A 12,123-nucleotide genomic window follows, 5' to 3' on the forward strand; every position below is an offset into this window, starting at 1 on the left:
AAGTTCGCGTGGCGACCGAAGCCGGGCTGGTCCGGATCGGGTCGAACTACGACCTGTGCCACGGCTTCCTCGATCACACCGGGCTTTCCCTGTGACCACCACTAACTCAATTACCGAAACCTCTGTAGTAGCCGGTGTGGATTCGTCCACCCAATCCTGCAAGGTGATGGTGTGCGACGCGGACACGGGCGCCGTGGTTCGGGAAGGCCGAGCGACGCACCCGGACGGAACTGAGGTGGATCCTCTCGCATGGTCGACGGCGCTCGACGAGGCGATCGCCGCGGCCGGAGGCCTCGAGGACGTAGCCGCGGTGTCGGTGGGTGCGCAGCAGCACGGCATGGTGTGCCTCGACTCCTCCGGTCAGGTGATTCGAGATGCTCTGCTGTGGAACGACAATCGATCTGCTGTATCGGCGGCGGATCTGGTCCGCGATCTCGGTGGGCCCGAGGCATGGGCGGACGCCGTCGGAATAGTGCCGGTCGCCTCGATCACCATCGCCAAAGCCCGCTGGCTCGCAGACCATGAACCCGACAATGCCGCGCGCACCGCTGTTTTGTGCCTCCCGCACGATTGGTTGACGTGGCGAATTGCAGGCAGCTCGGACCTCGGCGCACTCGCCACCGACCGCAGCGACGCGAGTGGCACCGGCTACTTCGATGCCACTACCGGCGACTACCGTCGCGATCTGCTCGAACTTGCACTGCGACGATCGAGTCCGGCGTTGCCATCCATTGCCGGGCCGGTCGATTCTGTCGGGGAAACATCTTGGGGCGCGCTGCTCGGTCCCGGAGCCGGCGACAATGCTGCCGCGGCACTGGCATTGGGTTCCCGCGAAGGCGACGTCATCGTGTCGATCGGAACATCCGGCGTCGTATGCGCCGTGTCGGCCACCGCGCCTCGCGACCCCGACGGATACGTTGCCGGGTTCGCCGATGCCACCGGGCGACACCTGCCGCTGGTGTGCACGCTCAACGGGGCCCGGGTCCTCGACGCGACCGCGGCGATGCTCGGCGTAGAACACGCCCTACTGGCGCGACTCGCGCTGTCTTCTCCCGCGGGCAGCGGCGGCCTCGTGCTCGTGCCGTATCTCGAGGGCGAACGCACCCCGAACCGTCCGGACGCGACAGGCGCGATCCACGGTCTACGACTGACGAATTCGACGCCCGCCCACCTGGCCCGCGCTGCCGTCGAAGGGTTGCTCTGTTCGCTGGCCGAGGGTATCGACCACATCATCGGTCAGGGCACACCGGTGCGGCGGGTACTGATGGTCGGGGGAGGGGCAAGGTCCCAGGCCTTGTGCGAGCTTGCACCGGCGATCTTCGGTCTGCCGGTGGACGTACCCGAACCAGGCGAGTACGTCGCCCGAGGTGCAGCGCGGCAGGCGGCATGGGTGCTTCGCGGTGGAGACGAACCCCCGAAGTGGGCGGAGGGCGAGATTCGACGCTACGAGGCCGACCCGACCCCGTATGTCCGTCAGCGCTACGCCGAAGTGCGGGATCTGACGGATGGTGTCGGCCCCTGAAACAGGGTGTCGGTGGCAGACTGGGCAGGCATGGGAACACGAGGAAGATTTCGACAGGCGTGGGACGAGTTCGTGGGGCCCGAAGCGGGACCCGTGGAAAACACGGTCACCGCGGCGCTATCGGTGCTCGGCGCGATCGCAGCACCGACGCTCTCCCGCCGATCGCGCGACCTGTCCGGCGCCGAATCGTTGACTCTTCGCGCGTGTGCGGTCGACCTGTGGGGTGGGGCATGGGTGAACAACACTCGTGCGTGCGCCCGCTGGTACGAGCGTCCCGGCGCGTCCGGAACCGATCACCTGAAATTTGCTGCACTGCACGTACATCCGTTCGTCTTTGCTTGGTGGGATCGGGACGAGGCGAACCGCATGCCGGTGTGGCTGTGGGCGGGCGCGCAGTACGGCTACATGATGGCCGCGACCGTCGCGATTCGTGCCACCCCACGATATCGGCGCCCGCTCGGTGCGGCGCTGGCCGTGGGTGGCATCGCCTTGGACCGGGCACTCGGGTCGTCTCGCACCGCGCCCTGGTTCGCGCCCGTGTACTACACCAAACTGCTGCTCGGTCATGCCGGAGCAAGCCTGTGGCCCGACCGGGTGCTCCGAGAGCCACCTGTTCGGTTCGCCGTCGAGTGAGCGATGAGGTTTCGCTTCGGTGGCGGTCAGTCCATATGACACCCGCACCACCTATGAAGGAGCCTCGTGATGCCCGCCCTCACCCCGTGCCTGTGGTTCGACATGAACGCGCAGGAAGCCGCCGAGTTCTATGCCTCCGTCTTCCCCAATTCGAAGATCCTGAGCACCTCCTACTACCCGGAGGACGGGCCGTTCCCGCCCGGTACCGTCCTGACCGTCGAATTCGAACTCGACGGCTCCCGATTCACCGGTCTGAACGGCGGTCCGCAGTTCACATTCAGTGAGGCCGTGTCGTTCAAGATCGACTGCGGTGACCAGGACGAGGTCGATCACTACTGGAACTCGCTCATCGCCGACGGCGGTGAGGAATCGCAGTGCGGTTGGCTCAAGGATCGGTTCGGGGTGTCGTGGCAGGTGGTGCCGCGACGACTCATGGAACTGCTCACCGACCCCGATCCGAAGGTCGCGGAGCGGGTCAGCGACGTGATGATGAAAATGCGGAAGATCGAGATCGCCCCACTCGAGGAGGCCGCGCGCGGCTGAGTGCACCGCAACCGAGTCGCCGGGTGTAACTTCCCGATCCATGACCACGCGCACCCAGCGACTCGACCAACTGCCGTTCACCGCCAAGCACCGTCGGCTGTTGGGCGGATCGGGTGTCGGCTGGGCGCTCGACGCGATGGACGTCGGTCTCATCTCCTTCGTCATGGCGGCGCTGGCGGTCCAGTGGAATCTGTCGTCCACCCAGTTGTCGTGGATCGGCTCCATCGGATTCCTCGGCATGGCGATCGGTGCGTCTGTCGGTGGTCTGCTCGCCGACCGCATCGGCCGCCGGCAGGTGTTCGCCATGACCCTCCTCGTCTACGGGCTGGCGACGGGCGCCGCGGCGTTGTCTACGTCGGTCGCGATGCTCATAGCCCTTCGTTTCGTCGTCGGCCTGGGGCTCGGCGCAGAACTTCCGGTCGCGTCAACGCTGGTCAGCGAGTTTGCGCCGCGCAAGATCCGTGGTCGCGTGGTGGTGGCGCTGGAAGCCTTCTGGGCCGCCGGATGGCTTCTCGCAGCCTTGATCGGGTACTTCGTCGTGCCGCTGAACGACGACGGGTGGCGGTGGGCTCTCGCGATCGGCCTCCTTCCCGCCGCGTACGCGCTCGTCGTGCGTCTCGGGCTGCCGGAATCGGTGCGGTTCCTCGAGAGCAAGGGGCGCTACGCGGACGCCGAGGCCATCGTCCGTGACTACGAACGCTCGGCGGGAGTCGCGGCCCCGGGAGAGGGGATCGTCGACGCACCGGCCGAGCCCGCGCCGACCGAGGTGCCGCGGCGATCGATCTGGGACGAGGGACTGCGTGCTCGCACCGCCGGGCTGTGGATCGTCTGGTTCGGCATCAACTTCTCGTACTACGGCGCGTTCATCTGGTTGCCGAGCCTGCTCGTCGCACAGGGCTTCGATCTGGTCACTTCGTTCGGTTACACGCTGATCATCACCTTTGCCCAGCTACCCGGTTACGGCGTCGCCGCGTGGTTGATCGAGGTGTGGGGCAGGCGCATCACCCTGGCGGCGTTCCTCGCGGGATCGGCCGTGTCGGCGGCGCTGTTCGGACTGGCCGACACACCCGCAGCGATCATCGCCGCCGGCATGGCCTTGTCGTTCTTCAACCTCGGTGCGTGGGGTGCGCTGTACGCGATCGGGCCGGAGTTGTACCCGACTCCGGTACGCGGATCCGGCACGGGTGCAGCCGCAGCGTTCGGCCGACTCGCGTCGATCATTGCTCCGCTCCTGGTGCCGTTGCTGCTCGATGGCGGCGGCAACGCCCTGGTCTTCGGTGCCTTCGCGGCATCGTTCGTCGTCGCAGCCGTCGCCGCGTTCACCCTGCCGGAACGTGCCCGGGAAGCGCTCGAAGACTAGCGGGAGTTTCACCAGCGGCAAGACCGGTGATGGGGCCGGTCATCATGTGGAACGAGCAGACAGGTCGGCGACGACACGTTCGGCCAGCGGGCGCGACGACGCCGGGTTCTGACCCGTGTACAGGGTTCGGTCGACCACGACGTGCGGTTCCCACGGGTCACCGGAGGAGAACACCGCGCCGGCCTCCTGTAGCCGGTCCTGCAGCAACCAAGGGGCTTTGTCGGCGAGTCCCGCCTGTACTTCCTCGAGGTTCGTGAAGGACGTCAATCGGTAGTCTGAGAACAACCAGCGCCCTCCCGACGCGAACGCGGGCAGCAGCGCTGCGGGTGCGTGGCACACCATCGCGACGATCTTGTCGGACTCGACGAAATGCCGCACGAGTTCACCGAATCGTTCGTCGACGGCAAGGTCCTCCATCGGCGCATGACCACCGGGCACGAACAGCAGATCGAAATCCTCGGCGCGTCGGCTTTCGAGCGGTACAGCATCCGCGAGCACGGGATGTAGCTTGTCGAGGGACGTCTTCAGCGCAGCGGCGCGGTCCTCGCCTCCGGCCGCGTCGGGTTCGAGGCTCCCAGGGTCGACGACCGGGGTGCGCCCGCCCGGAGTCGCGACGGTGATGGTGTAGCCGGCCTCGGTGAATGTGGTGTAGGGCTCCACGAGTTCTTCCGCCCAGAAACCGGTGGGATGTCGGGTGCCGTCCTGGAGAGTCCAGTGATCGGCTGCGCTGACGACGAACAGAAGATCGGTCATCGAGAGTCCTTCCGAGGGGTGTACCGATGGTGTACCCACTGTGGGTTCCGGCGACACGGAACAGCCCGAGACGATCGCCGGGTCCGAACCCAACCCGGCGATCGTGACGGAATTGCCGCGCGGGGGTAGCGATCAGATGCCGACCACGTCCTGCGCAATGGCAGCCAGACGGGTCTGAGCAGCCGAGACAACGCCGTGCCGCGCCTTGTGGGCTTCCTCGTATGCCACGATGGCGCGAATGCCTGCGGGCTCGCTCAGTCCCTTGACTGCCTCGACGGCCTTGGGGACGGTGAGATCGTCGTAGTCACGGATCGGCAATTCTTCCGGGGCGAGCACTCCCGATTCGCTCCGGACCTTGTGCAGGGCGTCCGCGGCCCTCTCGGCCCCTTCGCGCCGACTCACGCGCTCGGCCGTCTCGAGGGCGGCGTCGCGCGACGCACCGATCGTCTCGGCCGCGACGTCACCGGCATGCGCGCCCCGCGAGAGCAGTGATTCGATGCGGGGTCGCGTCGATCGTGCGGCATCGATCGCTCGATCGATTCCGCGGGTCGACCAGGTGACAGGCGCATTGACCAGCCGCACCGCTGCACCGGCTGCGGCCTGGAGGGGAGTGCGGTGTAGAGCGGTGGGTCCCCCGAGGGCTTCCTCTGAGAGGACGGTGGTCAGCCATTCCAGCGTCGCCGTGTGGGCCGTGATCAGGCGGTCGGCGAGTGACACGATGGGCGTGTGGTCATCCGCGGTGGCCAGCGCTTTCACGTAGCGGGCACGGTCGAGCAGTTGATGCTCGAGCGCGAGGTCCGACAACAGCGCTTCGTCGAGGGGCTGCGCCTGCTCGGCCAGGGTTTTCACCGTGATGGCTGCTCGTCCGAGGAACGGCCCCACTATATCCGGGAACCCGCCGAGGTCGCGGATGGCTTCTTCGACGGCAATCGCGCGGATCCGACAATTCTCCGCGTTCTCGGTCAGCTCCTTGCGTACCGCTTCGGTACGGGCCTGAGCGACGCGGGTCTCGGCAACCTGAGTCTCGGCATGGGTCAGTTCGTGGAGTGTGCGCAATTGTGTGAGCAACGCGGCGGTACGGTTCTCGGTCATGGTGCGTTCGCCTCCTTTGTATTGGAAGGGTCGGTGGCCTACCGACGAATTCACATCGATCGGAATCGCGACGTGACTACTCTCGACTACCCGGATCCGCGCCCGCCAACGCTTATGTGACCGATGGCACATGCTTCGGGGTGGAAGTCGCGCTCCGGAACGCCGTCTGCCCTGGGCGGACAAACGGACCGATTCACGCCGACGGCGGCAAAGGTGGTCGCATGACAACGAACGGAACATCCACCTATCGCGACACCCTCGTCGAAAGACTCTTCCGGCATCGCACGCTCCTCCTCACCGGCGAAGTCGACGACGAGATGGCCGAACGAGTCTGCTCGGAACTGGTGCTGCTCGCCAACGACGACGACAGGCGCGACATCGTCCTCCACATCAACTCTCCCGGAGGATCGGTCCTTGCCGGGCTCGCGATCTACGACACCATGCGGCTGATCCCCAACGACGTTGTCACTGTCGCTGCCGGTTTCGCCGCGAGCATGGGTCAGGTGCTCCTGGCATCGGGATCGAAAGGTAAGCGGCTGAGCTTGCCGCACAGCCGCATCATGATGCACCAGCCGTCCGCCGGGTTCGCCGGTACGGCAGTCGACATCGCGATCCAGGCCGAGCACCTCGAATACATGAAGCAGCAGTCGCAGCAGATCCTCGCTGACGCCACGGGGCGTTCGGTGGAGGAGATCAACCGCGACAGTGACCGCGACCGGTGGTTCACCGCAGAGCAGGCTCGCGAGTACGGCATCGTCGATGCCGTCGTGGGCTCGCTGCAGGAAATTGCCCCGTTTGCGGCGACACGTCCGCTCGGGTTGTTCACCGATCGGCAGGAGGATGTCGGATGAGCTCGTACACGATCCCCAACGTCATCGAACGCACACCGGCGGGGGAGAGATCGTTCGACGTCTTCAGCCGTCTCCTCAACGAGCGGATCGTCTTCCTCGGCACCGAGATCGACGACGGCGTCGCGAATGTCGTGATGGCCCAGATGCTGCACCTCGAAGCCGAGTCCCCGGACCGGGAGATCGGGCTGTACATCAACTCGCCGGGTGGATCGACCACAGCGATGCTCGCGATCTACGACACCATGCAGTTCCTGCGGGCCGGGGTCGCGACGTACTGCATGGGGCAAGCCGCGTCGGCCGCGGCTGTTCTCCTGGCTGCCGGCGCGGAAGGACGACGGCATGTGCTCGCGCATTCGAGAGTGCTTCTCCACCAGCCGTCGTCGCAGGGCCAGGGCACCATCTCCGATCTCGCGTTGCAGGCCGCGGAGGTGATGCGGGTACGCGCACAGACCGAGGAAATACTTTCGGCGCACACCGGGCGCGACGTGGAGCAACTTCGCCGCGACACCGACCGCGACCGCATCTTCGTTCCGGAAGAGGCCGTCGCCTACGGGCTCGCCGACCACATCATCGTCAACCGCGACGATGGCTAGGACAGTGAGAACGAGGCGCGTCAGGGCACCGTGTACTCGGAGGAACAATCGAGTGTGGTGACGTCCTGCCCGTTGTCTGCAGTGTTGGTGACCCGTGTGACCGCGGTGATGCGACCCGGGCCCGTCTCCTGCACCGGCACGGTGAGGGTCGTCTCACCCGCTCCGACTCGTGCCGAGGTGTTGCCGACACCGCTGATCCCGCTGTCGAGATTCGCCCAGGTCACCGACGCGGCCTGTGTGTACGGTGCCGAGGTCTGTGACCGTGTGTGGAAGGTGAACCGCACCTGCCCGCCCGCTGGAGAGGCGACCGTCACGTCGCTGGTGTCGGTGCGGTCGAATTGGTTGGGGTCGGGGTATTCGATGCTGCAGAACGGCGTTTCGACGGGATCGGCCGGTGGATCGAGGTCGAGGGACCCCAGGGGGTTCGCGTGGGCGCCTGCGCTCAGTGTGAGAGCAGCAGCGGTGGCGGCAACGAACGAGGTGACGACGAGACCGGGAACCTTCCGGTACATGCCACTCCTTCACAAATCGGCAACGTGGGTTCTCACGTTGTGGATGATTGCTTGCCCTGCCGATTGTGGCATTGTGCAACGAATCCGGAGACCGAAGTGTCGAAATCTGTTGATTCGCTTCGCGGATCAGAGTCAGGCCGCGCGCAGTTCCACAGTTGTCTGCTGCGTGGTCCCGATCGCGCGATGTGCCGACATACGGCGAATTCCCCGCTCGAGGAGCTGCTCCACCGGCATACCCAGCGCATTGCAGACAGAACCGAGTATCTCCGACGACGGGTCCTTGCGCCCCCGCTCGATCTCGGACAGATACTGCTTCGACATCCCCACAGCGCGGGCGACGTCGTCGAGGCTGCGGTCCTGGTCGCGCCGCTCGTTGCGGAGGACCTCGCCGTAGACCTGACGCAGAAGCCGCGGCTCGCGTGCAGCGCGCGCGGCTCCGAGATCGACGACTTTCCGTGGCTCCGGTTCCATGCCGCCCATTGTTCCGCCGCAGAGCGTGACGCGGGCTCGGTTCCGCTGTCGACGAACACACGCGCTCCCCCGACTCCTCTGGCCGAGGGCGTTACCGGTCCGTAACGTCAGTTAACGGAACGCATGACCTGCCGTCGATACCGTCGGTGCATCACGCCGTATACAGCGGTGGATGCAGGACAGGAGTGGTCGGCTTGACCGAACTGGAGAACCTCGCCACAGCACTGGACGGGCAACTCGCGGATGTCGATGCGGCCTACGCCGCTGCCTACCCCGGCGACACCGTCGCCCGACAACCGGTGCACACCGTGTACGTGGCCGCAGACCGGTACGACGCCGAGACGGTCTCGCGGTGGGGAGCGGAAGCGCTCGGCACCCTCGATGCCCACATCAGCGGGTCATCCGATCTCGCCGCCGTCATCGGCATCGAACCGGAGATCGCCGACGCGGTCCTGCCCCTGGTCCGAGCGAAACTGCGGAACGAGCCGATCGAGGACCTGCGGATCGACTTCGAAGACGGATTCGTCCAGCGCGGTGTCACCGATCGCGACCGCGACGAAGACGAACACTGCGCACGGGCGGCCGCAGCGCTCGCCGCCGCCCCTGGCGTGACCCCCTTCGCGGGAATCCGGATGAAATCCTTCGAGGCCTCGACCCGACACCGCGGACTGCGCACCCTCGATGCCTTCATCGCCGCACTTACCGAGAAAAATTCTCTGCCCGACGGTTTCATCGTCACATTGCCGAAGGTCACCGCACCGGAGCAGGTGAGGGCCATGATCACCATGTGCGAGTACCTCGACCGGACGTACTCACTCCCCGCGCCACTCGGGTTCGAGATCCAGATCGAGACGCCCCAGTCCATCTGCGGCCCCGACGGAACCGCCGCGGTCGCGACGATGATCCGCGCCGCGGAAGGGCGATGTACCGCTCTGCACTACGGCACCTACGACTATTCGGCCGCATGTGGCATCGCCGCCGAGTACCAGGCGATGGACCATCCAGTCGCCGACCATGCCAAGGCGACCATGCAGGTCGCGGCGGCAGGAACCGGCGTGCGGTTGTCCGACGGCTCGACCAATCGCCTCCCGGTCGGCCCCGAGGACGACATCCGCGCGGCCTGGGGACTGCACGCACGACTCGTCGACCGGTCGCTGCGCCGCGGCTTCTACCAGGGGTGGGATCTGCACCCGGCGCAGCTTCCTACCCGGTTCGCCGCGACTTTTGCTTTCTACCGTCGGTCCCTCCCGGTTGCGGGCGCGCGTGTCGCCGCCTATCTCGACCCCGGGAAGAGTTCGGGCTATCTCGACGAACCCGCCACGGCCCGCGCCCTCGCATCGTTCCTGCTCCGTGGGCACGCGTGCGGTGCGATCACCGACGCAGACATATCCGGACACGCAGGTGTAGGGCTCGGCGAACTCATCGCGCTCAGGGCGTCGGGGGCAGTGCAGTGAACACAGTCATCCGCACACGCCGCGCTGTCGTGGGCGATCAGGAACGCAGCTGTGCCGTGCACATCCGCGACGGCAGGATCACCGCTATCGACGAGTACGACAGCGCGTCACCTCCCGGTGTCCGCGAAGTGCTCCTCGCCGACGACGAGGTGCTGCTTCCGGGCCTGGTCGACACCCACGTCCACGTCAACGAACCCGGGCGCACCGAATGGGAGGGTTTCGCGAGCGCCACCCGCGCCGCCGCCGCCGGCGGCGTCACCACACTGATCGACATGCCCCTCAATTCGATCCCGTCGACCACCGACGTCGAGGCACTCGAGGTGAAGCGGAAGGTCGCGGCCGAGAAGGTGACGATCGATGTCGGATTCTGGGGTGGTGCTGTTCCCGGAAATCTGGATGAACTGGAAGCGCTCTGGGATGCAGGGGTATTCGGGTTCAAATGCTTCCTCGCGTATTCGGGACTCGACGAATACCCACCGCTCGACCGGCAGCAGATGCTCGATGCGATGCGGGTCGTCGCAGGATTCGGCGGACTGCTCATCGTGCACGCCGAGGACGGACCGACCCTCGATGCCCAAACCCAGCCCGCCGGAAAGAAGTACGACGACTTTCTCGACTCGAGGCCACCCGAGGCCGAATCCCGTGCCGTCGCGCAGGTGATCGAAGGTGCTCGGGAGACGGGTTGCCGGGTCCACATCCTGCACCTGTCGGACGCCGGCAGCCTGCCGCTCCTCGCCGCTGCGAAGGCGGACGGCGTGCCGATCACCGCCGAGACGTGTCCGCACTACCTGTCGTTGTTCAGCGAGGAGATCCTCGACGGGTCGACGCATTTCAAATGCTGTCCACCGATCCGCGAGGCACGTAACCGGGAGAGCCTGTGGCGGGCTCTCTCCGACGGCACTCTCGACTGCGTCGTCTCCGACCACTCACCGTGCACACCGGAACTGAAGAAGTTCGTCAGCGGCGACTTCGGGGCTGCGTGGGGCGGCATCTCGTCGCTGCAACTCGGTCTTTCCATCGTCTGGTCGGAAGCGCGCAGGCGTGGGCACACCCTCGTCGACGTGTGTCGCTGGATGGCCGGCGGTACAGCGAAACTCGTCGGTCTGGAAGACCGAGGAGTCATTGCTGTCGGCAGCATCGCCGACCTGTGTGTCTTCGCCCCCGACGCCGCATTCGTGGTTTTCCCCGAGCGACTGCACCACCGCAACGCCGTGACTCCCTACGCGGAGCGCGCACTCGCCGGTGTCATCCGGCAGACCTGGCTCGCGGGGGAGCCGCTCACCCTCACCCTCGACCCCACTCGCGACCCGGCGCCGCGCGGCGCCGTCCTGACTCGGAAGGACTACCTTTGACCACCGCGGAGTTTCTGCAGCTGCCCGACCTGGCTTCCCGTGAACTCGCAGGAGCCGTCGTCTACGCGAACGACGAGTTCTTCGCCGGCCGTGAGAATCTCATCTCTCCCGGACTCCCGGTATTCGACCCCGCGGAGTTCGGGCACAAAGGGAAGGTGTACGACGGCTGGGAGACCCGCCGTCGCCGGGAACCGGGCCACGACTTCGCCATCGTGAGACTCGGGGTTCCGGGAATCGTACGAGGAATCGTGCTCGACACCGCCTGGTTCACCGGCAATTTCCCGCCCTTCGCGTCGATCGATGGCATCGAACTCGACGGATACCCGACGGAGCAGGAACTGCTCGATGCGCCGTGGGAGCCGATCCTCGACCGTGTGGCACTCCAGGGTGACACTGCCAACGCTTTCCCGGTGGAACGCAGTCGCAGGTGGACACACCTGCGCCTCAACATCTTTCCCGACGGCGGAGTGGCACGGATCCGGGTGCACGGGGAAGCTCGACCGGATCCGGCTTTCCTGACCGGCACCATCGACCTCGCCGCGCTCGAGAACGGAGGTGACGTCGTCGCGTGCTCCAACCGTTTCTATTCGTCGCCGCGCAACATCATCGCCCCCGGCCGGTCTCGCCACATGGGGGAGGGCTGGGAAAACGCGCGTCGCCGCGACGACGGCAACGACTACGTCGTCATGCGTTTGGCGGGGGAGGGCCGGGTCGATCACGTCGAGATCGACACCTCCTACTTCGTGGGTAATGCCCCCGGCTTCGCACGGCTGAGCGGAATCGCCACGGAAGAAGAGCTCTCGGACGAGTCGGCGTGGATAGAGCTGCTTCCTCGCACCGGGCTGCTACCGGACTGCCGACACCGGTTCCGTGTCGATTCCGACGTCCCGGTGAAGTTCGTGCGGCTCGATGTGTATCCGGACGGTGGCATCGCTCGCCTGCGGGTCAACGGACGCCTGGAATAGCTCCTGCCGGGTGGCAGTGAGC

Annotated in this window: 13 protein-coding genes; 9 read left to right on the forward strand and 4 right to left on the reverse strand. The window is 66.2% G+C overall.

Going from position 1 to position 12,123, the window contains the following annotated elements; all coding sequences use genetic code 11:
• Positions 1-109: 109 nt before the first annotated feature.
• From Q7514_RS26340 to Q7514_RS26355, 4 genes are all read left to right on the forward strand, one after another.
• Positions 110-1,522, forward strand: coding sequence for a xylulokinase (locus Q7514_RS26340; RefSeq protein ID WP_330136387.1), 1,413 nt, complete (start codon positions 110-112; stop codon positions 1,520-1,522).
• A 30-nt stretch (positions 1,523-1,552) separates the two neighbouring features.
• Positions 1,553-2,155, forward strand: coding sequence for a hypothetical protein (locus Q7514_RS26345; protein WP_330136228.1), 603 nt, complete (start codon positions 1,553-1,555; stop codon positions 2,153-2,155).
• A gap of 69 nt (positions 2,156-2,224) precedes the next feature.
• Positions 2,225-2,698, forward strand: coding sequence for a VOC family protein (locus tag Q7514_RS26350; RefSeq protein ID WP_330136229.1), 474 nt, complete (start codon positions 2,225-2,227; stop codon positions 2,696-2,698).
• Positions 2,699-2,738: 40 nt separating this feature from the next.
• A complete protein-coding gene (locus Q7514_RS26355; protein WP_330136230.1) occupies positions 2,739-4,058 on the forward strand; it encodes an MFS transporter in 1,320 nt (439 codons plus the stop codon).
• Positions 4,059-4,100: 42 nt separating this feature from the next.
• Here Q7514_RS26355 and Q7514_RS26360 read toward each other — a convergent pair whose 3' ends face one another.
• On the reverse strand, positions 4,101-4,811 hold the full coding sequence (locus Q7514_RS26360; RefSeq protein WP_330136231.1) for a type 1 glutamine amidotransferase domain-containing protein: 711 nt from the start codon (positions 4,809-4,811) through the stop codon (positions 4,101-4,103).
• A gap of 132 nt (positions 4,812-4,943) precedes the next feature.
• Complete coding sequence (locus tag Q7514_RS26365; RefSeq protein ID WP_330136232.1) at positions 4,944-5,903, reverse strand: ferritin-like domain-containing protein; 960 nt, start codon at positions 5,901-5,903, stop codon at positions 4,944-4,946.
• Positions 5,904-6,124: 221 nt separating this feature from the next.
• Here Q7514_RS26365 and Q7514_RS26370 point away from each other — a divergent pair, with 221 nt between their 5' ends.
• Positions 6,125-6,754, forward strand: a complete 630-nt coding sequence (locus tag Q7514_RS26370) for a ClpP family protease (RefSeq protein ID WP_330136233.1) — start codon at positions 6,125-6,127, stop codon at positions 6,752-6,754.
• Positions 6,751-7,347 (forward strand): ATP-dependent Clp protease proteolytic subunit, encoded by a 597-nt coding sequence (locus tag Q7514_RS26375; RefSeq protein ID WP_330136234.1) that lies wholly within the window; start codon positions 6,751-6,753, stop codon positions 7,345-7,347. The genes Q7514_RS26370 and Q7514_RS26375 overlap by 4 nt, the downstream gene beginning before the upstream one ends.
• Positions 7,348-7,367: 20 nt before the next feature.
• Here Q7514_RS26375 and Q7514_RS26380 read toward each other — a convergent pair whose 3' ends face one another.
• A complete protein-coding gene (locus Q7514_RS26380; protein ID WP_330136235.1) occupies positions 7,368-7,859 on the reverse strand; it encodes a hypothetical protein in 492 nt (163 codons plus the stop codon).
• A gap of 132 nt (positions 7,860-7,991) precedes the next feature.
• Positions 7,992-8,330, reverse strand: coding sequence for a helix-turn-helix domain-containing protein (locus Q7514_RS26385; protein WP_330136236.1), 339 nt, complete (start codon positions 8,328-8,330; stop codon positions 7,992-7,994).
• Between the two features lie 194 nt (positions 8,331-8,524).
• On the opposite strand from Q7514_RS26385, the gene Q7514_RS26390 reads away from it, so the two are divergent.
• From Q7514_RS26390 to alc, 3 genes are read left to right on the forward strand one after another with little or no spacing between them, the layout of a single operon-like run.
• On the forward strand, positions 8,525-9,784 hold the full coding sequence (locus Q7514_RS26390) for a DUF6986 family protein (RefSeq protein WP_408016189.1): 1,260 nt from the start codon (positions 8,525-8,527) through the stop codon (positions 9,782-9,784).
• On the forward strand, positions 9,781-11,136 hold the full coding sequence (gene allB, locus Q7514_RS26395) for an allantoinase AllB (protein ID WP_330136238.1): 1,356 nt from the start codon (positions 9,781-9,783) through the stop codon (positions 11,134-11,136). Before Q7514_RS26390 ends, allB begins: the two co-directional genes overlap by 4 nt.
• Entirely contained in the window at positions 11,133-12,101 is a 969-nt protein-coding gene (gene alc / locus Q7514_RS26400) for an allantoicase (RefSeq protein ID WP_330136239.1), read from the forward strand. The genes allB and alc overlap by 4 nt, the downstream gene beginning before the upstream one ends.
• Positions 12,102-12,123 lie beyond the last annotated feature (22 nt).

Origin of the sequence: Rhodococcus artemisiae, from assembly GCF_036327795.1 — a bacterium.
GTDB lineage: Bacteria > Actinomycetota > Actinomycetes > Mycobacteriales > Mycobacteriaceae > Rhodococcus > Rhodococcus artemisiae.